The organism is Burkholderia sp. 9779_493 (assembly GCF_015712215.1).
GTDB classification, from domain to species: Bacteria; Pseudomonadota; Gammaproteobacteria; order Burkholderiales; family Burkholderiaceae; genus Burkholderia; species Burkholderia cenocepacia.
This window is the reverse complement of sequence record NZ_JACCQA010000032.1, coordinates 60794-81340: the sequence shown is the minus strand read 5'-3', so window position 1 is coordinate 81340 and position 20547 is coordinate 60794. Positions and strand designations below refer to the sequence as shown.

Annotated in this window: 16 protein-coding genes and 3 tRNA genes; 6 read left to right on the top strand and 13 right to left on the bottom strand. The window is 67.4% G+C overall.

The window, feature by feature from the left end; translation table 11 throughout:
- The first annotated feature begins 29 nt into the window (after positions 1-29).
- Positions 30-314: a hypothetical protein gene (locus tag H0X95_RS27320; RefSeq protein ID WP_012492571.1), complete on the top strand. Its 285-nt coding sequence runs from the start codon at positions 30-32 to the stop codon at positions 312-314.
- A gap of 27 nt (positions 315-341) precedes the next feature.
- Here the strand turns inward: H0X95_RS27320 and H0X95_RS27315 are convergent, their stop codons facing one another.
- From H0X95_RS27315 to H0X95_RS27300, 4 genes are all read right to left on the bottom strand, one after another.
- Positions 342-1259 carry a DUF1571 domain-containing protein gene (locus H0X95_RS27315; RefSeq protein WP_196446297.1) on the bottom strand — a complete coding sequence of 306 codons (918 nt, stop codon included), beginning with the start codon at positions 1257-1259 and terminating at the stop codon, positions 342-344.
- A 29-nt stretch (positions 1260-1288) separates the two neighbouring features.
- Complete coding sequence (locus H0X95_RS27310) at positions 1289-3043, bottom strand: AMP-binding protein (RefSeq protein ID WP_006495321.1); 1755 nt, start codon at positions 3041-3043, stop codon at positions 1289-1291.
- Between the two features lie 157 nt (positions 3044-3200).
- Positions 3201-4022, bottom strand: coding sequence for a TetR/AcrR family transcriptional regulator (locus H0X95_RS27305; protein ID WP_006485289.1), 822 nt, complete (start codon positions 4020-4022; stop codon positions 3201-3203).
- A 215-nt stretch (positions 4023-4237) separates the two neighbouring features.
- The gene (locus H0X95_RS27300) at positions 4238-5458 is read right to left on the bottom strand and encodes an MFS transporter (RefSeq protein ID WP_006495319.1); all 1221 of its coding nucleotides are present in this window, start codon (positions 5456-5458) and stop codon (positions 4238-4240) included.
- Positions 5459-5739: 281 nt separating this feature from the next.
- Here H0X95_RS27300 and H0X95_RS27295 point away from each other — a divergent pair, with 281 nt between their 5' ends.
- From H0X95_RS27295 to H0X95_RS27285, 3 genes are all read left to right on the top strand, one after another.
- Positions 5740-6282 carry a GNAT family N-acetyltransferase gene (locus H0X95_RS27295; protein ID WP_006495318.1) on the top strand — a complete coding sequence of 181 codons (543 nt, stop codon included), beginning with the start codon at positions 5740-5742 and terminating at the stop codon, positions 6280-6282.
- 125 nt (positions 6283-6407) lie between these two features.
- The gene (locus tag H0X95_RS27290; RefSeq protein WP_196446296.1) at positions 6408-7034 is read left to right on the top strand and encodes a ParB-like protein; all 627 of its coding nucleotides are present in this window, start codon (positions 6408-6410) and stop codon (positions 7032-7034) included.
- 24 nt (positions 7035-7058) lie between these two features.
- The gene (locus tag H0X95_RS27285; RefSeq protein WP_059723718.1) at positions 7059-8789 is read left to right on the top strand and encodes a SulP family inorganic anion transporter; all 1731 of its coding nucleotides are present in this window, start codon (positions 7059-7061) and stop codon (positions 8787-8789) included.
- 33 nt (positions 8790-8822) lie between these two features.
- Here H0X95_RS27285 and H0X95_RS27280 read toward each other — a convergent pair whose 3' ends face one another.
- The 9 genes from H0X95_RS27280 to H0X95_RS27240 all read right to left on the bottom strand — a co-directional run bounded on the left by H0X95_RS27280 (position 8823) and on the right by H0X95_RS27240 (position 16888).
- Positions 8823-9758, bottom strand: coding sequence for a carbohydrate kinase family protein (locus H0X95_RS27280; RefSeq protein WP_034200642.1), 936 nt, complete (start codon positions 9756-9758; stop codon positions 8823-8825).
- A 134-nt stretch (positions 9759-9892) separates the two neighbouring features.
- The gene (locus tag H0X95_RS27275; RefSeq protein WP_006485275.1) at positions 9893-10837 is read right to left on the bottom strand and encodes an ABC transporter substrate-binding protein; all 945 of its coding nucleotides are present in this window, start codon (positions 10835-10837) and stop codon (positions 9893-9895) included.
- 100 nt (positions 10838-10937) lie between these two features.
- Positions 10938-11975: an ABC transporter permease subunit gene (locus tag H0X95_RS27270; RefSeq protein ID WP_006485281.1), complete on the bottom strand. Its 1038-nt coding sequence runs from the start codon at positions 11973-11975 to the stop codon at positions 10938-10940.
- Positions 11976-12017: 42 nt separating this feature from the next.
- Complete coding sequence (locus tag H0X95_RS27265; RefSeq protein ID WP_060210822.1) at positions 12018-13571, bottom strand: sugar ABC transporter ATP-binding protein; 1554 nt, start codon at positions 13569-13571, stop codon at positions 12018-12020.
- Positions 13558-14805: an ROK family protein gene (locus tag H0X95_RS27260; RefSeq protein ID WP_006491498.1), complete on the bottom strand. Its 1248-nt coding sequence runs from the start codon at positions 14803-14805 to the stop codon at positions 13558-13560. Before H0X95_RS27260 ends, H0X95_RS27265 begins: the two co-directional genes overlap by 14 nt.
- 291 nt (positions 14806-15096) lie before the next feature.
- A tRNA-Leu gene (locus H0X95_RS27255) sits at positions 15097-15183 on the bottom strand.
- A 244-nt stretch (positions 15184-15427) separates the two neighbouring features.
- Positions 15428-15514 (bottom strand) — tRNA-Leu (locus H0X95_RS27250).
- Between the two features lie 110 nt (positions 15515-15624).
- Complete coding sequence (locus tag H0X95_RS27245) at positions 15625-16614, bottom strand: aliphatic sulfonate ABC transporter substrate-binding protein (protein ID WP_034201835.1); 990 nt, start codon at positions 16612-16614, stop codon at positions 15625-15627.
- 187 nt (positions 16615-16801) lie between these two features.
- Positions 16802-16888, bottom strand: a tRNA-Leu gene (locus tag H0X95_RS27240).
- Between the two features lie 249 nt (positions 16889-17137).
- On the opposite strand from H0X95_RS27240, the gene rnr reads away from it, so the two are divergent.
- Complete coding sequence (rnr, locus tag H0X95_RS27235) at positions 17138-19612, top strand: ribonuclease R (protein ID WP_006484152.1); 2475 nt, start codon at positions 17138-17140, stop codon at positions 19610-19612.
- A gap of 148 nt (positions 19613-19760) precedes the next feature.
- A complete protein-coding gene (gene rlmB, locus H0X95_RS27230; RefSeq protein WP_006484150.1) occupies positions 19761-20504 on the top strand; it encodes a 23S rRNA (guanosine(2251)-2'-O)-methyltransferase RlmB in 744 nt (247 codons plus the stop codon).
- Positions 20505-20547: the final 43 nt, after the last annotated feature.

Here is a 20547-nt window from a genome sequence, read left to right as displayed (position 1 = left end):
GGCGGGCCGGCTTATCAGGGATCCGGAGCATGAACAAGAGGCAAGTGGCAGGGGTAATCGGGGGCATGGCGTTGCTCGTTTCCGGTAGTGCAATGGCGGGGCATGTCGACCTGTCGGTCGGCATCGGCGTACCGGTCGCACCGGTCTATGTCGAACCGGCGCCGGTCTATGTGGCGCCGCAGCCCGCCGTCGTCGCCTATCCGGGCTACGGATACGGCTATTACGGCGATGACGACGACGATCGCTACCGCAAGTGGCGCAAGCACTACTACAAGCACTGGCATCGGCACCACGGCGACGACGATGACGATTGAGCCCGTGATCGGCCCCGTCAGCGCGTGTCAGAACGCGTAGTCGGGGTTTTTCGGGTCGAATGCGGTGTCGTCGAGGGTCGCGGGCGCGATTTTCTCGATGACGATCCGCTCGAAGATCTTGCCGTCGTTGTCATAGGACTCGACGGTCCGGAAATAGGGGGCGTGCAGGTCGAGCCCCAGCACTTCCTTTTTCGCATAGAACTGCGGCCGGCCGGTCGGCGTTTCGTAGGTGAGCGCGACGACGCGCACGCCGTCGATCGTTTTGGCCTGCACGTCGGTCGGCCGCTGCACGCCGGCTTCCAGGTATTTCTTCCCTTCGGTCAGGTACAGGTTCGTGATGAACTCGGTGCCGAGATCCTTCACCTGGTGATTCGACTGGGCACGCGCCAGCGCGCCGTCGATCGCCGTCCACAGCGGAATCTTGCCGAGCAGGCCGCCGAGATGGCCATACATCTCGTCCTTGCGCTGGGTTGTGTCGTAGATCGTCTCCTGGCCGGCATGCGCGCCGCCCGGCAGCCATTTCGCATACACCCGCAGCGGCTCGCGGGTCGTCTTCACGAGCATGCGGTCGGGCGTGTCGGACCATTTTCCGCTGATGCGCTCCTGGCGCACCATCGTGAACTGGTAGGCCGGATAGCCGTTCGGGCCGTTGCGGATATAGAGCGGCACGGCGAGCGGATCGAGTGCCTTGAAGAGCGCGGTGAGCGTCGCGTCGTCGAGTTGCGCGAGCGTGCCGCGCTGGGCCGCCGTGCGCAGCCAGCGCGCCTGTTGCGCGAGCGGCTCGTGCGTGACCTTCGCGAGATCCGCGGGCAGCGCGACGGCCGGTGCCGCGCTCGTGGCGCTCGCCGCTTCCTGTGCATGCAGGCCCGCCTGTGCGAGCGACAGCACGCACGCGAGCGCCGCCGCGGCGGCATGCCGCGCGCGGCGTTTCATTCCTTCGTTCATCGACAGCGTCTCCCGGAGCGATGGATCGTTCAGCCTTGCTTCGCGGCGTTGAGTTTGGCGAGTTCCTCGTCGCGCAGCGCGCGGCGCAGGATCTTGCCGACGTTCGTCTGCGGCAGCGCGTCGCGGAACTCGACGAATTTCGGCATCTTGTAGCCGGTCAGGTTCTTGCGGCAGTGCGCGAGCACGTCCTCGGCCGTCAGCGACGGGTCGCGGCGCACGACGAACACCTTGATCCGTTCGCCCTGCACCTCGTCGGGAATGCCGATCGCCGCGGCTTCGCTGATGCCCGGATGCATCACCAGCACTTCCTCGATCTCGTTCGGATACACGTTGAAGCCCGACACGAGGATCATGTCCTTCTTGCGATCGATGAGGCGGATGAAGCCGCGCTCGTCCATCACGCCGATGTCGCCGGTGCCGAGCCAGCCGTCGGCGTCGATCACCTTGGCGGTCTCGTCGGGGCGCTGCCAGTAGCCGCGCATCACCTGCGGGCCGCGCACGCACAGCTCGCCCGGCTCGCCGACGGCGGCCCAGGTGCCGTCCTCGCGGCGAAAGCGCACGAGGGTCGATGGCGCGGGCAGGCCGATCGAACCGCTGAACGCGGCCATGTCGTTCAGGTCCACGGGGTTCATCGTGACGATCGGCGAGCACTCGGTGAGGCCGTAGCCTTCGACCACCGGCCGGCCCGTCACCTGCTGGAAGCGCTCGGCGACCGCGCGCTGCATCGCCATCCCGCCCGCCATCGCGAGCTTGAGCTTCGAGAAGTCGCGCTTGCGGAATTCCTCGTTGTCGAGGAATGCGTTGTACAGCGTGTTGATGCCGGTGATGCCCGTGAACGTCTCGTGGCGGATGATCTTCATCACCATCTTCATGTCGCGCGGGTTCGCAATCAGGATGTTGCGCCCGCCGAGCCCCATGAAGATGAACGCGTTCACCGTCAGCGAATAGATGTGATAGAGCGGCAGCGGCGTGAGCACGGTTTCGACGTCGCCCGAAACCTGGTCGGCGATCCACGCCTTCGCCTGCAGCAGGTTCGCGATCAGGTTGCCGTGCGTGAGCATCGCGCCTTTCGCGACGCCGGTCGTGCCGCCGGTGTATTGCAGGAACGCGAGATCGTCGCGCGTGGTCTGCACCGGTTGCGGCGCGCCGCGCGCGCCGAGCGCGAGGGCGGAGCGCAGCCGGATCGCCTGCGGCAGGTGGTAGTCCGGCACGAGCTTCTTCACGTGCTTCAGCACGAAATTGATCAGGCGTCCTTTCGCGTTGAAACCGTCGGCGAGCAGGTCGCCGAGCGCGGTGACGACGATGTGCTTCACCTGCGTTTCCGGCAGCGCGTCCTGCAGCGTGCGCGCGAAGTTCTCGAACACGACGATCGTCTGCGCGCCGCTGTCCTTCAACTGGTGCGCGAGTTCGCGCGCGGTGTAGAGCGGATTCACGTTGACGACGATCGCGCCGGCCTTCAGCGTGCCGAACAGCGCGACCGGATACTGGAACGTGTTCGGCAGCATGATCGCGACGCGGTCGCCGGGCTTCACGCCGAGGCTTTGCAGATACGACGCGAATGCGTCGACCTTCTGCGCGAGCGTGCGATAGGTCATCGACGCGCCGGCGCTGACATACGCGATGCGGTCGGCGAAGCGGGTCGTGCATTCGTCGAAGAACTGCACGAGCGACGCGTATTGCGTGACGTCGATCTCGTGCGGGACGCCGGGCGGGTACGACGCGTACCAGATGGCGTCGGTGTTCGGCGGAAGCTGGGCCGAGGTGGTTGCTGCGGATGATGACATGACGTGTCTCCGGTCTTGGCGCTCGGCGCGGGTCGGCGCGTCAGCGCCAGCCCATGCCCCGTGCTTCGCGGCCGGCCGGCGCGGGCGTCTCGACGCCGCGCCTGACCGCGCGTATCAATCAAATCGTGAACAGGAAGCCGCGCGTGGCCTCGCGCGTTCAGCTCGTGGAATGCAGCGTTGCCGCCTCGGCGGCCGTCGCGCCCGACTGCGGCAGCCCGAACGCTTCGCTGGCGCCGGCATCGTCGAGCACCGCCGCGAAGATCGACAGTTGCGCGCTGTCGGGCATCGGCGCCTTCAGCGCGGCGACGATCAGCGACGACAGCCGCGCGATCATCTGCACGTCGTTCATCGTGCGGCCTTGCGAGAATTCGTCGATCAGGCTTTCGGTTTCGGCACCCGCGAGCGCGCCGGACAGCGCGCCGATCGCGAAGTGCAGCCGCCAGCCGAGTTCGGTGCGCGGCAGGTGCGGCAGCGCGCGCTGGAACGCATCGAAGAAGCGGCCCGCGACGCTCGCGTAGTGCGCGGTCAGGAAGTTGCGGACGAACGGCGAAGGGTCGGTATACGCGCGGCCGATCAGCCGGAGGAACCCGGGCCCGCCGCGTTCGGGATCGCGCGAGGCCTTCAGCGCCGGAATGAACATCGCGCCGAGCACGTGCTCGCAGGTGATGTGGGTGCCGAGCTGCGCGTCGAAGCGGTCGAGGATGCCGAGGCGCTCCTGGTTCAGCTGATCGAGCCGGCGCGACAGCATCGCGTGGATCAGCGCTTCCTTGCTGCCGAAGTGGTAGTTGACCGCGGCGAGGTTGACCGCCGCGCGCGAGGTGATCTGGCGCATCGACATCGCCTCGAAGCCGTGTTCGATGAACAGATCCTCGGCCGCATCGAGAATGCGTGCCTTCGTCCCGCCGGTCTGCCGCGTGCCGGATGACCGCGCCCCGGACGGCCGTCCCGCCGATGGCCGCCCCTCCTGACTTACTGCCATGTTCCGCCTCCCATGCCGGTTTCCCGGCCGCGAACAGGTGATTTGATTATCTGATTCAAACAGTCGTTTTCATTAAGATAAAAAAACGCGGGCGGCGCGGGCAAGCGCGGCGTCTGGACCAATTCCTCTAGTTCGATGTGCAGGTGCGGAAAGCGCGGCACCCGCTCACGGCGGGGCGGGGCGCGCGCGATGATGCGGTGCCGCAACGCGCGGGTTCACCCGACGGTGCTACGCGTATTGACCGATTGCGTCATGTCGATGCCGCGCCGTTCGCGGCTGAACAGGATCAGCACGGCGATCGCGACGGCCACGATGCCGGCCACGAGCGCGAGCGCGAAGCCGTAGTTGTTGCCGTTCGACACGGCGAGTGATGCCTGCATCGTCGCGTTGCCCGACGCGAGCAGGTTACCGAGCTGGTAGACGACGCCGGGGAAGGTGGCCCGGATCTCGTCGGGCGAGATCTCGTTCAGGTGAACCGGTATCACGCCCCACGCGCCCTGTACCGAGATCTGCATCAGGAACGCGCCGGCGGCGAGCGCGACCGGGCCGCTCGAGAACGCCCACAGCGGCAGCACCGGCAGCGCGATCAGCGCGGCGATGAAGATCGCGCGGCGCCGGCCGAGCCGCTCGGAGATCGTGCCGAACGACAGGCCGCCGACGATCGCGCCGATGTTCAGCACGATCGTGATCCAGGACACGGTATGCGGATCGAAGTGATGCTGTTCGCGCAGGAAGGTCGGATAGAGATCCTGCGTACCGTGCGAGAAGAAGTTGAACGCGGTCATCAGCACGATCGCGTAGATCGTGAGTTTCCAGTTCTGTTTCAACGTGGCGCCGAGGCTCGGGCGCGGGCGCTTCTCCATCTGTTTCCATGCCGGCGATTCGGGCACGTGCGCGCGCACGTACAGCACGAGCAGCGCGGGCAGCACGCCGACCATGAACATCCCGCGCCAGCCGATGTATTGGTAGAACAGGCCGAACACGACCGACGCGAGCAGATAACCGCTCGGATAGCCGGCCTGCAGCAGCCCGGACACGAAGCCGCGCGCATGCGTCGGCACGGTTTCCATCGTCAGCGCGGAGCCGACGCCCCATTCGCCGCCCATCGCGATGCCGAACAGCGCGCGCAGCACGAGCAGCGCGGTCAGGCTCGGCGCGAAACCCGACGCGAGTTCGAGCAGCGAATAGCACGCGATGTTGACCATCAGCGTCGGGCGGCGGCCGAAGCGGTCGGCGAGCCGGCCGAAGATCAGCGCGCCGAGCGGGCGCATCGCGAGCGTCAGCGTGAGCGCGAACGCGACGGCGGGAATCGTCGACGCGAACTCCGCGGCGATGTCCTTCAGCACGAAAACCATCAGGAAAAAATCGAACGCATCGAGCGTCCAGCCCAGGTAGGCGGCGATCGTGACGTTGCGTTGCTCGCGGGTCCAGCTCATGTCCGGGGTCTCCTCGTTGGCTTGCGCGCTCACGATGTGCATGCGGATGCCGGCCCGGCTCGCGCGCGGCGCGGGGGCACTGATCGAGTGTAGGCTTCCGCGTCGCGCGATGTGGGGCGCGATAGCGCCGAATCGGGAATAATCCCTACGAAATGCACTGTTTCGGAAACGGAAACGGAGCCGCGCGAGGCACGCGTCGGGACTCTGTATCATTCCGGAAGGCTGTTTGTATCAATTCTGTAATGCGCTCGATGCGCATCGCCCCCGTATCAGGAGTCCAGATGAACGACCGTTCCGCCGACCCGCTGCCCGTGCTCGAAACCGCGCGGCTGTGGCTGCGTCCGCGCGTGCTGGCCGATCTCGATGCGTGCATCGAGATGGATCGCGATCCCGAGGTCACGCGCCACATCGCGGGCCCGTGGCACGACCCCGTCGAGCATCGTCGCTTCGTCACGCACCGGATCACGTGCGACTATCCGCCGGGCCTCGGCTACTGGTCGATCTTCGAGAAGGCCGCGCCCGAGGTGTTCATCGGCTGGATCCTGCTGATTCCCGATTACAAGGACGGATCGCGCGACGTCGAGATCGGCTGGCGGCTGGTGCGTGCGACGTGGGGGCGCGGCATCGCGAGTGAAGCCGCGGCGGCCGTCGTGCGGCACGCGTTCGACACCGTGCGCCTGCCGCGCGTGATCGCCGATATCGCGGAGGCCAACAGCGGCTCGCTGAACGTGGCGCGCAAGCTCGGCATGCGGCGCGTGAGCGTCGTGCACGACGGCATTCCTTACATTCGTCACCGCCTCGAACGCAACGATTTGCGGGCGTAGTGCGGCGTCGTGCGTGCGGCAAGTGTCAGAGAGGGTCAACCGGACGCGCATCGCGGTGATGACGGATTAACGGCGCGCGCGATCCGGAGTATCGTTGCCGGAATTTCGCAACATGGGGTACGACCATGGCACTCGGCACCGACGTTCATCTCATTCCCGTCAGGCTCGACGGGCTGCGTCCGACCCAGATGACGGTGGGCTACCGCGAAGTCAAGGCGAAGCGCAAGCACTGGAAGGCGCTGAACAAGCGCGCCCGCAAGGCCGCGATCGAATCGCACTGGTTCCCGGCCGTCCTCGGCCCGGACGGGCTGCACTACATCACCGATCACCATCATCTGGGCCTCGCGCTGATCGAGGAGGGCGAGTCGCGCGTGAACGCGATGCTGCTGAAGGATCTGTCGTGGCTCGACGACACGATCTTCTGGCGGATGATGGAACACAACCAGTGGGTGCATCCGTTCGGCCCGGACGGCTCGCGGCGCGACTATGCGCATTTGCCGAAGGCGCTGACGGGGCTCGAGGACGATCCGTACCGCAGCCTTGCCGGCGAACTGCGCACGGCGGGCGGGTACGCGAAGGACGCGACGCCGTTCAGCGAATTCCTGTGGGCCGACTATCTGCGCCAGCACGTGTCGCTCGACCAGATCCGCAAGAATTTCGCGAAGGCGCTCGATGTCGCGCTGCATCGTGCGCACGACCAGGATGCGCGCTATCTGCCCGGCTGGTCGGGCGTGATCGCCGTCAAACCCTGACCGGCCCACGGCGCCGACCGCCTCATGACGACCGCCCCGATCCGCCCCGACGCCGGCCCGCAACATCCGGACCATTTCGCGGCGCTCGACACGCCGCCGGCACCGCGTACGCAACGGATCGGCCTCGATGCGCTGGCCGGCCTGTCGATTGCCGGCCTGCTGATTCCCGAGGCGGTTGCGTATGCGGGGCTCGCGAACCTGCCGCCGCAGGCCGGCCTGATCGCGCTGCTGTCGGGGCTCGTCGTCTATGCGCTGACGGGCAGCAGCCGCTTCGCGATCGTGTCGTCGACGTCGTCGTCGGCCGCGGTGCTCGCCGCGACCGTGCTCGCCGAATCGGGGATGGCGCTCGCCGCGCAGCTCGCGCTGGCGGCGGCGCTCGTCGCGATGACCGGCGTGCTGTTCATCCTGGCCGGCGTCGCGCGGCTTGGCGGCATGTCGGATTTCGTCGCGCGGCCCGTGCTGCGCGGTTTCACGTTCGGTCTCGCGCTGACGATCGTTATCAAGCAGCTACCGAAGATTCTCGCGATTGCCGTGCAGCACGGCGATGCGCCCCACGTCGCGCTCGATTTGATCACCGGCGCGCCGCACGCGAATCTCGCGAGCGTCGTGCTCGGCGCGACCGCGCTCGCGCTGCTGTTCGTGCTCGGCCGCGGCGCGCGCGTGCCCGCGACGCTCGTCGTGATCGTGCTGTCGATCGCGGCGGGTTACGCGATCGACTGGCAGCGGTACGGAATCGCGATCGTCGGCCATATCGATTTCCGGCACCTCGAATTCGGGTTGCCGCATCTCGGCCGCAACGCATGGATGCAGACGGTCGAGCTCGCGTTCGCGCTGATGCTGATCCTGTATGCGGAGTCGTACGGATCGATCCGCAACTTCGCGCTGAAGCACGGCGATACCGTGTCGCCGAACCGCGACCTCGTTGCGCTCGGCTGCGCGAATCTCGTGTCGGGCCTGCTGCACGGGATGCCGGTCGGCGCCGGCTATTCGGCGACGTCGGCGAACGAGGCGGCCGGCGCGCAGTCGCGCTTCGCGGGAATGTGGGCGGCCGGCGTGGTCGCGCTGATCGTCTGGCTGCTGCTGCCGCAGCTCGCGCGCACGCCCGAGCCCGTGCTCGCGGCCATCGTGATCTTCGCGGTCAGCCACTCGCTGCATCCGTCCGTGTTCCGGCCGTACTGGGCCTGGCATCGCGACCGGCTCGTCGTGATCGCGGCACTGCTCGCGGTGCTCGTGCTCGGCGTGCTGCACGGGCTGCTCGCGGCCATTGGCGTGAGCCTGCTGCTGACGCTGCGCAAGCTGTCCGAGCCGAACGTCAGCGTGCTCGGCCGGCTGCGCGACAGCCACGATTTCGTCGACGTCGCGAGCCATGCCGATGCGAAGCCGGTGCCGGGCGTGCTGATCGTGCGGCCCGAGGCGCAACTGTTCTTCGCGAATGCGGACCGGATGCTCAATCGCGTGCGGGCGCTGATGAAGGCTGCACCGGACACGCATACCGTGATGTTGAGCCTCGAGGAAACGCCGGATGTCGACGGCACGACGATCGAATCGTTGCGCACGTTCGCGGCCGAATGCGCGGCGCGCGGGCTGCGGCTCGCGCTCGTCCGGCTCAAGACGCACGCGCTGCATGCACTGCGCCGCGCGGCGGACGATACGCTGCACGACGATGCGATGTCGGAACTGAGCGTCGACGAGAGCCTGCAACTGCTGCAGGCCGGCCGTCCGCCGGACGGCAGCGACGGCACGGCCGCCGCGTGAGGGCTGCATGACGGCGCGGCGCGTCGGCGCCGTCTAGTGCGACAGCGCGGCGCCGGCGCTGCGACCGATCATGTCGGCCACTTCCGCGGCCGTCGGCGCATACGCGCCCGCATGCGCACAGGCGACGGCCGCGCACGCGGCCGCGTAACGCAGATGCTCGGCGGCTGACGCATCGGGTCGAGCAAGCTGGCTCGCGAGCCAGCCGCCGATGCTCGCATCGCCGCAGCCGACCGTGTCGGCGACCGCGGTCGGGAACGCGGGCTGGAACAGCTCGGTATCGCGATGCAGCAGTTGCATGCCGGTTGCGCCGCGCGTGACGAGCATCGTCGCGGCGGGCGCCCACGCGCGCAGTTGCGCGAGCGCGGCCGCTTCGTCGAGTTCGGGAAACAGCCCGCGCAGATCCTCGTCGGAGACCTTGATCCAGTCGGCCAGCGCGGTCAGGCGGCGCAGCGTGTCGCGATACGACGGCGCGGCCATCGGTGCGCGGAAGTTCGGGTCGAACGAGATCCGCTTGCCGGCCGCCCGCGCGGCTTGCGCGAGTTCGATCAGGCGCGCTGCGAGCGGCTCGCGCACGACGCCGAGCGAGCCGACGTGCACGATCTCGGCCGCGTCGAACGCGCCGGCCGGCAAGTCGGCCGGATCGAACGCGAGATCGGCGCTGTTTTCGCCGATGAAGAAATAGTGGGGCGGCTGCTTCGATACGACCATCGCGAGGAGCGGCGCGCGGTCGACCTGCCGGATGAAGCGCATGTCGAGCCCCGCATCGGCGCTCTTGCGCATCAGCTCGTCGCCGAAAGTGTCGCGGCTGACCGTGCCGGCGAAGGCCGTCGGCACGCCGAGTCGCGCCCCGACGCGCGCGACGTTCCAGCACGAGCCGCCGGCGACGCTGTGCCAGTGCTGTGCGTCGTCGCGGATGAAATCGGTCAGCGCTTCGCCGAAAACGATCAGGCGGGGAAACGTCGTCGTCATGTGGAAACCTTGTGCCGCGGCGTCGCGCGCGGCCGTACAGCGGTTGATCTGAACAGGCGGCAGTACCGGCCGTCGCGCGCGGCGACGCGGCCCGGCGCCGCCCGGCTCGCAGACGGGCGGCGCGCTCGGCGCGATCAGCGCGGGGAGCTCCAGCCCTTGTAGGTCTTCACGTTGTCGCGCGTGACGAGCGTCGGCTCGATCAGGATCATCGGATTGGCCGGCTTCTGGCCGTTCATGATCCCGTAGCCGACGTTGACCGCCTGCTGCGCCATCGCCCACGGATCCTGGCTCGACGACGCCTGCACGAGCGTGTTCGACTTGAGCGCGACCTCGATGTCGGGCGCGCCGTCGACCGACGTGATCACGATGTTCGGGCGGTTCAGCTGTTTCGCCGCGAGATCGCTGCCGATCGCCTGCGGGTCGTTGATCGTGAACACGCCGTCGAGCTTCGGAAAGCGCGTCAGGTAGCCCTGCATCGCGTTCATCCCGCCTTCGCGCGAGCCCTTGCCGTCCTGGTCGCTCGACAGCAGCTTGATGCCGGCGTTTTTCGCAAGCACGGCCTTGCAGCCGTTCACGCGATCGATCACGGCCGACACCTGCGGGCCGTTCTCGATGATCACGTTGCCCTTGCCGTTCAGCTTCTTCGCGAGGTAGTCGCACGCGAGCTCGCCGGCCTTCACGTTGTTGGTCTGCACGGTCGCGTTCGCGCCGGCCGCCGCGACGTCCACCGCGACGACCGTGATGCCGGCCGCCTGCGCCTTCTTCACCGCCGGCTCGATCGCCTTCGGGTCGGTCGCGTTGAGCAGGATCATGTCGACGTGCGCGGAGATGAAGTTGTCGATCTGCGTGAACTGCTTGTTCAGGTCGTAGTCGGCCGAGACGGCCGTGACCTTCGCATTCGGGTTGAGCTGCTTCGCGCGCGCTTCGGCGCCTTTCACGATCGTGACGAAGTACGGGTTGCCGAGCGACCCGACCGTGACGCCGATCGATTTCAGCGGCTTGTCGGCTGCGTGGGCGGCGGCGGCGCCGAACGCGAGTGCGCAGGCGACGGCGGTCAGGGCGGCGGTGTGCTTGAACATGTCGTTGTGTCTCCGTGAGGTCTGTTGACGAACGCGCGCAGGAGGACCTGCCTGCGCGCCGATGGTTGAATGGTCAGGAATGCGCGGTGAGGGAACGGTGTCAGGTACGGGCCGAGTCGCGCTGGCGATAGCGGTCGAGGGCGACCGCGCCGATGATCACGAGCCCCTTGATGATGTACTGCCAGATGTCGGACACGCCGAGCAGCACGAGGCCGTTGGTCAGCACCGCGATGATCAGCGCGCCGATCAGCGTGCCGACGATCGACCCGACGCCGCCGACGAAGCTCGTGCCGCCGAGGATCACCGCGGCGATCGCGTCGAGCTCGTACGACTGGCCGAGCTGCAGGCCGTTGGCCGCATACAGGCGCGCGGCCGACATCACCGCGCCGAGGCCGGCGAGCAGGCCCGACGCCGCATATACGAACATCTGGATCGCCCGTACGTTGATGCCCGACAGCCGTGCGGCTTCCGGGTTGCCGCCGACCGAATAGATCCGCATCCCGAGCACCGTGCGGCGCAGGATGAACCACGAGATCGCGATTACCGCGCACGCGATCACGACGAGCCACGGCACGCCGAGGATCGAGCCGTTGCCGATGAACGCGAACGGCAGTTGCGGGTTGAACACGGTCGTGTCGTTGCCGATCAGGCGCGCGACGCCGCGCACGGCGGTCATCGCGCCGAGCGTGACGATGAACGGCGGCAGGCGCAGGAACGAGATCAGTCCGCCGTTGATCGCGCCGAACACGAGGCCGACCGCGAGCGCGAACGGCACGCCGAGCCAGCCCCAGCCGGGAAGGGTCGACGCGATGAGCGCCGCGACGGCCGCGGCGGCGAGCACCGAGCCGACCGACAGGTCGATGCCGCCCGTCAGGATCACGAACGTCATGCCGGCGGCGAGCACGATGTTGATCGACGCCTGCTGCGTGACGATCGACAGGTTCTGCAACGTGAAGAAGCCATCGGTCAGGAAGCCGAAGCCGACGCACAGGACCAGCAGCACCGGCAGCATGCCGGCCGTGCGGATCAGCGATTGCATGCGGGCGCGGTGATCGGCGCCGCGCATCAGGGGCGTGCGGTTGGCGACCGGATGGGCGGTCGCGGAAGCGAGGTTCCGCTGCTTGGTCGGGTTGATCATTTCGGTAACCTGAAAGTGAGAGTGAAATGAAAAGGGCGGGGCTCAGTGCGCGTCGGCCAGTTCGGCCTGCGAGCCGGTGGCGAGCGCGATGATCGCTTCCTGCGTGATCGGCGTATGCGTGTGTCCGCCGAGTTCACCCGCGATCTCGCCCTCGCGCATCACGAGCACGCGATCGGCGACGCCGATGATTTCCGGCAGTTCGCTCGAGATCACGATCACGCCCACGCCGGCACGGGCCAATTCGTTGATGATCCGGTAGATCTCGGATTTCGCGCCGATGTCGACGCCGCGTGTCGGTTCATCGAGGATCAGCACGCGCGGCTTCGTCTCGAGCAGGCGCGACAGCAGCACTTTCTGCTGGTTGCCGCCCGACAGCGCGCCGACGTTGACGTTGGCGTGCGGCACGCGGATCGACAGCGACGCGATCGCGTCGCGCGCCCGTTCGGCGCCGCGCGCGAGGTCGAGCGCGCCGAGCCGCGCATCGCGGTTGCACACAGAGATGTTGATGTTGTCGCGCACGCTCATGTCGAGGAACAGGCCCTGGCGCTTGCGGTCCTCGGTCAGGTAGACGAGGCCCGCGTCGATCGCGTCGCGCGGCGAGTGCGCGCCGAACGTGCGTTCGCCCAGCTTCACGTCGCCGCGCACGCGCGGCTCGGCCCCGAAGATCAGCCGCGCGAGTTCGGTGCGGCCCGCGCCGACGAGGCCGGCGATGCCGAGCACTTCGCCGGCATGCAGATCGAAGCTGCAGCCGCGTACGCGCGCGCCGTCGGCGACGTCGCGGACCGACAGCAGCAGGTGGCCGGGGTCGTACGGCGCGTGTTCCTTCTTGTAGAAACCGGAGATGTCGCGCCCGACCATCATCGCGACGAGCCGCTCGGCCGACAGCGCCGCGCGTTCGAGCGTGCCGACGTACGTGCCGTCGCGCAGCACCGATACGCGGTCGGACAACTCGTAGATCTCCGCCATCCGGTGGCTGATGTAGATGATCGCGAGACCTTCCTCGCGCAACTGGCGGATCAGGCGGAACAGGTGCTCGGTTTCGCGCGACGACAGCGGCGTGGTCGGCTCGTCCATCACGAGGATGCGGGCGCGGGTGTGTACGGCGCGCGCGATTTCGACGAGCTGCTGTTCGGCGATCGACAGCGTGTCGACGAGCGTGTCGGGCCCGAACGGCGCGCCCAGGCGCGCGAGCACGTCCTGGCAGCCGCGCGCCATCGCCGCGCGGTCGATCGTGCCCCAGCGCCGGTTGCCGCGGCGCAGTTCGCGGCCGACGTAGATGTTTTCCGCGACGGTCAGGTTCGGCGACAGGCACAGCTCCTGGTAGATCACCGCGACGCCGGCATCGCGCGCGGCGAGCGGGCCGTCGATGTCGATGCGTTGACCGTCGATCAGGATCTCGCCGCCGGCGTCGGCGCGGTACGCGCCCGACAGAATCTTCATCAGCGTCGATTTGCCCGCGCCGTTCTCGCCCATCAGCGAATGGATCTCGCCCGGATAGACGGTCAGGCTGACGTTGTCGAGCGCGCGGACGGCCGGGAACGTCTTGCTGATCCCGCGCATCTCGAGCAACGGACGGGGCGACTCAGATCGCGACATGGTTGACCTCCTGCGAGTCGGTGCGGGCGCCCTTGAGGATGCCGGCCCGCGGGGAGAAGTTGAAAAACATCGGCAGCGTGGCGGCGCCGATCGCGCCGGCGTCGGCGCCGAACGTGCCGCGTACGAGCACGGGCGTGCCGCGCGCTTCGGGTGCAGTCGCCACGAGCGCCGCGCGCAGGCGGCTCGTGACCGCGTCGAGCAGGCCCGCGTCGGTGTCGGCGTCGAGCACGACCACCGGCGCGTCGATCACGCACAGCACCGCGCGCAACGCCGGTGCGAGCGCGTCGACGCAGTCGTCGATCCATTCGTCGACGGCCGGCAGGCCGCGCGCGATGCAGGCTTCGAGATCGGCGCGGTTCTCGACCGTCTCGCCGTGATGGCGCAGGTGGCGCACGAGCGCATGCAGCGAGGCGCGCGCGAGCAGGATGTCCCACGGGCCGCGCGGCGGCGGCGCGGAGGCCAGCCGGCTCGGCGGCACCGGAATCACCGCGATGTCGCCCGCATTGCCGGTCACGCCGCGCAGGCAGTCGCCGTCGATCGCGATGCCGCCGCCGATCGCCGGCCCGATGAACAGGTAGACGAAGTCGTCGCACTGCCGGCCATATCCGTAGAACAGTTCGGCGATCGCGGCCGCGTTGCCGTCGTTTTCGCCGAACACGGGCAGCGACAGCGTGCGGCCGAGGTCGGCCGCGAAGTCGACGTCTTCCCACGCGCGGAACGTGTCGGGTGCGAGGCCGAGTTCGCGCATCCACGCGCCGAGGTTGTACGGCTGCGCGACGCCGATGCCGGTCAGGCGTGCGCGTTCATGGTCGGGGAGCAGGGCCTGCATTGCGTCGATGTCGTGACGGACGATCTCGAGCACGTCGGCGGGCGGCGGCAGGAGCGTGTCGTGAGAGCGGCGGCCGAGCACGTCGCCCGCGAAATTGACAAGCGCCGTCTCGATGCGCATCCGGTCGAGATGGACGCCGATGCCGAATGCACCGCGCGGATCGAGGCGGATCAGCGAAGCGGGTTGGCCGCGCTGGCCTTCGGTGCGACCCGCGAATTCGATCAGCTTCGCGTCGGCGAGCGCCCCGATGATGCTGCCGACCGCCGTGCCCGTCATGTTCGCGAGACGCGCGAGGTCGGCCTTCGACGCGCTGCCGGCGCGGCGCAGCGTCTTCAGCAGCAGGCGCTCGTTGTAACGGCGCACGTTGGCCGAATTGCTTCCCTGGCCGAAGTGCGGGCTTCTCATGGCGTCTCCTTCCATGTCGCACCGCTCGGCGGCGCATTAAATAAATCACGTTGATTTATTTAACCGCGTGAGGGACGGCCTGTCAGCCTAGGGAAATCCCGGTTTTTCTACGACGGAGGGTTCGCGTGGGGCGGAGTGACGTGAAGGGGCCGAATGCAGTCGTGTGCCGATCGACGGTACGTGAGGCGGGGAGAGGGAAGATACGCGATACGGAGATTCCGTAAGCGCGCCCGGTGCTGGGCGCCGGAAATGAAAAAAGGTCGGCAAAGCCGACCTTTTTTATAAATCGAGTGGTGCCCAGGAGAGGACTCGAACCTCCACGATGTTGCCACCGCTAGGACCTGAACCTAGTGCGTCTACCAATTCCGCCACCTGGGCACGTTTCGCTTGCTGCAGTGCGAAGACCGCTATTCTAGCGTGCCGGAAGAATCTGTCAATAGAATTTGAGGGGCGGACGAAAATATTAATCTGGCGGCGTGATTGTCCTGCAGGAGGGCGTGCGAGCCGCGACGACCGCCGAGTGTGATGTTGGGAGGGGATACGTCGACGCGAGCGCACATATTTATTTGAGCGCCGGAAATGAAAAAAGGCCGGCAAAAGCCGACCTTTTTTATAAATCGAGTGGTGCCCAGGAGAGGACTCGAACCTCCACGATGTTGCCACCGCTAGGACCTGAACCTAGTGCGTCTACCAATTCCGCCACCTGGGCACGTTTCGCTTACTGCAGTGCGAAGACCGCTATTGTAGCGTGCTGACGAAGTCTGTCAACACAATTTCATCCGGCACGCTAAAAATACTGCGCGCCTTGGCAGCCGACCGTCACCCGCCGATCGGCTCCGCGCGCTTCGTCGCAAAATTCCAGCGCTGCGCCTGGCCCGTATCGACGCGAGCGGGTAGCAGTCCGGCCGCCAGGAACGTGTCCGCGATCTTCTGTTGTTCGCCGAAGTTTTGCGGGGCCACCGCGCGGACGAGGTAGCTGCGTCGCGCATTCGCACGTGCGATCGTCGTGGCATCGAGTCCCCAGATCGGTGCGAGCGTGGTCGCGGCCTCCTGCGGATGGTCGCGCAGCCACGTACCGGCCAGCGACAACTGGTCGAACAGGATCTGGACGACGTCGGGGCGCGCCGCGGCAAAGCTGCTCGATGCGAGGTAATAGCGCTGGTACGACGCGAGTCCGTTGCCGTCGGCCAGAATCCGCACGTCGGGATTCCGGTCGACTGACGCGACATAGGGATCCCACGTGATCCATGCGTCCACGCTGCCGCGCTCGAATGCGGCGCGGCCGTCAGCGGGCGTCAGGTAATGGATCGCCACGTCGGCAGGCGCGAGCTTCGCGCGGGCGAGCGCGGCAAGCAGCAAGTAGTGGCTGCCGGCTGCCTTCGTGACCGCGATGCGTCGGCCCTTGAGATCGGCAAGCGTGCGCAGCGGGCTGTCCTGCTTGACGACGATCGCCTGCGCCTTCGGCGAGGGCGCCTCCTGTGCGATGTACACGAAGCGCGCATGCGCGGCCTGCGCGAAGACCGGGACCGTATCGGCCACGTCGGCGCTGAAGTCGACGGCGCCGACGTTGAGCGCTTCGGTCAGCGGCAATCCGCTCGCGAATTCGTGCCATGACACGCGCAGGCCGAGCGGCGTCAGCGCCTGCTCGAGCGTGCCGCGCGTCTTGAGTAGCGTGATCAGCGTCGACGACTTCTGGTAACCGATGCGCAGGGTGGCCGGCGCGTTCTCGGCGTGCGCGCGGACGCCGGCGGCAGTGAGGCCCGCGGCCAGCATCGCGCGCGCGAATGCGCGGCGGTTCATCGACGTCATGAAGGGGGCTCCTCGTTGGATGCGTTGAAAGCGAGGCGGCTAACGTAACAACGGGGACGACGATTGATAACCGATAAATTCTGCTATCGATCGGAGCGGCCGACATAAGGGCAGGGGACGGACGCTCGCGACGCAAGCGCCGAAATGAAAAAAGGCCGGCAAAAGCCGACCTTTTTTATAAATCAAGTGGTGCCCAGGAGAGGACTCGAACCTCCACGATGTTGCCACCGCTAGGACCTGAACCTAGTGCGTCTACCAATTCCGCCACCTGGGCACGTTTTGCAGTAGCTGCTTGCTGCAAAGAAGCGAAATTATAGCGCCCCAATTATTCCTGTCAACACTTTTTTGCGATGCATCGCAAACCGGCCGTCGACGCCCGCGCCGGCGGCATTCCGGTCATTTGGCGACACAGGCGGGTGATAGAATGACCCGCCGCCGTCAATATAGAACTGTCTGACGGACACCTCTATGTTGATGCCGTGCACCATCAGTCAACGCAACGAGAACAATCATCGACAAACCCTTGAGCAAATATCCGTACCCCATTCCGAGCCGTGAAGAGATTCTCGGCGTGTTGCGTACGAGCGACGCGCCGCTGGCCGCCAACGACATCGCCGAAGCACTGTCGATCAAGCGTCAGGAGCGCGAGGGGTTCTTCCGGCGTGTCGCCGCGATGGAGCGCGACGGCCAGATCCGCCTCGACAAGCGTGGCCACTACCAGTTGACCCATCCGTCGAATTTCGTCGCCGGGCGCGTGCAGGGGCATCGCGACGGCTACGGGTTCGTGATCCGCGACGACGGCCAGGACGACCTGTTCTTGCCGAACGGCGAAATGCAGAAAGTGATGCACAACGACCGCGTGCTCGCGCGGATCGTCGGCTACGATCGCCGCGGCCGGCCGGAAGGGCATGTCGTCGAAGTCACGGACCGCGCGAACAAGCGCGTGATCGGCCGTCTGCTGAACGAGAACGGCGCGCTGATCGTCGCGCCGGAAGACAAGCGCATCGGCCACGACATCCTGATCACGCAGAACGTGAAGAAGGCGAAGGTCGGGCAGGTCGTCGTCGTCGAGCTGACCGATTTCCCGAGCCGCCATTCGCAGCCGCTCGGCCGTGTCGTCGAAGTGCTCGGCGATATCGACGATCCGGGCATGGAAATCGAAATCGCGGTGCGCAAGTACGGCGTGCCGCACGAATTCAGCCAGCCGGCGCTCGACGAAGCCGCCGCGCTGCCCGACAAGGTGCGGCCGGCCGACCTGCGTTTCCGCGTCGACCTGCGCGACGTGCCGCTCGTGACGATCGACGGCGAGGACGCGCGCGACTTCGACGACGCCGTCTACTGCGAGCCGGTCAAGGTCGGCCGCGGCGACGGCTTCCGGCTGATCGTCGCGATCGCCGACGTGTCGCACTACGTCCAGCCGGGTACCGGGCTCGACGCCGACGCGCTCGAGCGCAGCACATCGGTCTACTTCCCGCGCCGCGTGATCCCGATGCTGCCGGAGAAGCTGTCGAACGGTCTCTGTTCGCTGAATCCGCAGGTCGATCGCTGCGTGCTCGCATGCGACATGGTGATCACCGCGCGCGGCGAGATCAAGGCCTACCAGTTCTACCCGGCCGTGATCCATTCGGCGGCGCGCCTCACGTACACCGAAGTCGCGGCCGTGCTGTCGAACACGAAGGGGCCGGAGGCCGCGCGTCGCGCGGACCTGCTGCCGCACCTGCAGGACCTGTACGGCGTCTACAAGTCGCTGTTCGCCGCCCGTCAGAAGCGCGGCGCGATCGACTTCGACACGACCGAGACCTACATCGTTTGCAACTCGCAGGGCAAGATCGAGCAGATCGTGCCGCGCCAGCGTAACGACGCGCACAAGCTGATCGAGGAATGCATGCTGGCCGCGAACGTCTGCGCGGCCGATTTCCTGAAGCGCAACAAGCATCCGGGCCTGTACCGCGTGCACGCGGGGCCGACGCCGGAGAAGCTCGAGAACCTGCGGGCGTTCCTGCGCGGCATGGGCCTGTCGCTCGGCGGCGGCGACAAGCCGCACGCGAGCGACTACGCGGCGCTGATGGCGCAGATCCGCGACCGCCCGGACGCGCAGATGCTGCAGCCGATGCTGCTGCGCTCGATGCAGCAGGCCGTCTACAGCCCGGACAACATCGGCCACTTCGGCCTGGCGTACGAGGCATACGCGCACTTCACGAGCCCGATCCGTCGCTATCCGGACCTGCTCACGCACCGCGCGATCTACGCGATCCTGTCGGGCAAGAAGTACACGCCGAAGGCGCCGGAAGGCTTCGAGTTGAACACCGCGTTGTCGCCGCGCGCCCGCGCGATGCAGCAGGCCGACGACGAAGCGCGCGGCCGCTCGCGCTCGAACACCGCGATCTGGGAAGAGCTCGGCCTGCACTGCTCGGCGAACGAGCGCCGTGCGGACGAAGCGTCGCGCGACGTCGAGGCGTGGCTCAAGTGCTACTTCATGCGCGACAAGCTCGGCGAGGAGTACGGCGGGATGGTGAACGGCGTGACGTCGTTCGGCATCTTCGTGCAGCTCGACACGCTGTTCATCGAAGGCCTCGTGCACGTGACGGAACTCGGCTCGGACTATTTCCAGTACGACGAGATCAAGAACGAGCTGCGCGGCGAACGCACGGGCATCCGCTATCGTCTGTCGGATCGCGTGCGCGTGCAGGTGAGCCGCGTCGATCTCGATGCGCGCAAGATCGATTTCCGCCTCGTGCGCGATACGCCGGTGAAGGCGCCGCGTCCGTCGCCCGCGCCGGCTGCCGGCGTCGATCGCAACGGCAACGGCAATGGCCCGCGCGTGCGCGCGCTGCCGCCGGTCGAGGAAACCGTGCCGCGTCGCAAGAAGGCCGCGAGCGCGCCGAGCGTCGCGGTGCAGGAGGCGCGCGCCGCGCGTGGCGCCGCGAAGAAGAAGGGCGGTGGTGGCGCGCCGGCGAAGCCGACCGCGAAGAAGACCCGCGCCCGCAAGAAGTATTGAGCGTTCGGGGCGGCGTACGCGCACGCCCTGCAGTATCGAGAGACGCCGCGTCACCGGTCATCGGCCGGCCACGCGGCGCTTTCCTTTTCCATGGATCGCGGCTGCGCACGTCGCGCGACCGCACGTTTGATCGAAGGTTGTTCCAGTCATGTCACGTCTGAAGGTTCTTTACGGTTTTCATGCGGTGACCGCACGTTTGCGGCACGATGCATCGACGGTTGCGGAGGTGCTGTACGACCAGACGCGCCGCGACCGCCGCATGCAGGAGTTCCTGCACGCCGCGAAGGAAGCGGGCGTGCGGCTGATCGCAGCCGACGAAACGCGCCTGTGGGGCCTCGCGCACACCGAGCGTCACCAGGGCGTCGTCGCGCGTGTCGAGGACATGCCGCTTGCGCAGAACCTGTCCGAGCTGCTCGACGGCATCAACGGGCCCGCGCTGCTGCTCGTGCTCGACGGCGTCACCGATCCGCACAACCTCGGCGCATGCCTGCGGGTGGCCGATTCGGCCGGCGCGCACGCGGTGATCGCGCCGCGCGACCGGGCGGTCGGGCTGAACGCGACCGCCGCCAAGGTGGCGAGCGGTGCGGCCGATACGGTGCCGTACATCACGGTGACGAACCTCGCCCGCGCACTGCGCGAGCTGAAGGAAGCCGGCGTGTGGATCATCGGCACGTCGGACGAGGCGCCGGCGACGCTCTACGAAACGAAGCTCGACGGCCCGGTCGCGCTCGTGATGGGCGCGGAAGGCGAAGGGATGCGCCGGCTCACGCGCGACACCTGCGACGAAGTGATGAGCATCCCGATGGCCGGCAGCGTCGAAAGCCTGAACGTGTCGGTCGCGAGCGGCGTGTGCCTGTACGAAGCCGTGCGCCAGCGGCGCGTGAAGGGCTGACCCCGGGGCCGACCCGACCCGTCCCGCGCGCGATGCGCGGGCG

What these genes read in the sequence shown, in the direction of transcription:
- rlmB (WP_006484150.1), top strand. Translation starts at nt 19,761, where the DNA reads ATGTCACGTCTGAAGGTTCTTTACGGTTTTCATGCGGTGACCGCACGT.
- H0X95_RS27320 (WP_012492571.1), top strand. Translation starts at nt 30, where the DNA reads ATGAACAAGAGGCAAGTGGCAGGGGTAATCGGGGGCATGGCGTTGCTC.
- H0X95_RS27280 (WP_034200642.1), bottom strand. Translation starts at nt 9,758, where the DNA reads ATGACGACGACGTTTCCCCGCCTGATCGTTTTCGGCGAAGCGCTGACC.
- H0X95_RS27310 (WP_006495321.1), bottom strand. Translation starts at nt 3,043, where the DNA reads ATGTCATCATCCGCAGCAACCACCTCGGCCCAGCTTCCGCCGAACACC.
- H0X95_RS27275 (WP_006485275.1), bottom strand. Translation starts at nt 10,837, where the DNA reads ATGTTCAAGCACACCGCCGCCCTGACCGCCGTCGCCTGCGCACTCGCG.
- H0X95_RS27245 (WP_034201835.1), bottom strand. Translation starts at nt 16,614, where the DNA reads ATGACGTCGATGAACCGCCGCGCATTCGCGCGCGCGATGCTGGCCGCG.
- H0X95_RS27265 (WP_060210822.1), bottom strand. Translation starts at nt 13,571, where the DNA reads ATGTCGCGATCTGAGTCGCCCCGTCCGTTGCTCGAGATGCGCGGGATC.
- H0X95_RS27315 (WP_196446297.1), bottom strand. Translation starts at nt 1,259, where the DNA reads ATGAACGAAGGAATGAAACGCCGCGCGCGGCATGCCGCCGCGGCGGCG.
- H0X95_RS27270 (WP_006485281.1), bottom strand. Translation starts at nt 11,975, where the DNA reads ATGATCAACCCGACCAAGCAGCGGAACCTCGCTTCCGCGACCGCCCAT.
- H0X95_RS27285 (WP_059723718.1), top strand. Translation starts at nt 7,059, where the DNA reads ATGACGACCGCCCCGATCCGCCCCGACGCCGGCCCGCAACATCCGGAC.
- H0X95_RS27300 (WP_006495319.1), bottom strand. Translation starts at nt 5,458, where the DNA reads ATGAGCTGGACCCGCGAGCAACGCAACGTCACGATCGCCGCCTACCTG.
- H0X95_RS27305 (WP_006485289.1), bottom strand. Translation starts at nt 4,022, where the DNA reads ATGGCAGTAAGTCAGGAGGGGCGGCCATCGGCGGGACGGCCGTCCGGG.
- H0X95_RS27290 (WP_196446296.1), top strand. Translation starts at nt 6,408, where the DNA reads ATGGCACTCGGCACCGACGTTCATCTCATTCCCGTCAGGCTCGACGGG.
- H0X95_RS27260 (WP_006491498.1), bottom strand. Translation starts at nt 14,805, where the DNA reads ATGAGAAGCCCGCACTTCGGCCAGGGAAGCAATTCGGCCAACGTGCGC.
- H0X95_RS27295 (WP_006495318.1), top strand. Translation starts at nt 5,740, where the DNA reads ATGAACGACCGTTCCGCCGACCCGCTGCCCGTGCTCGAAACCGCGCGG.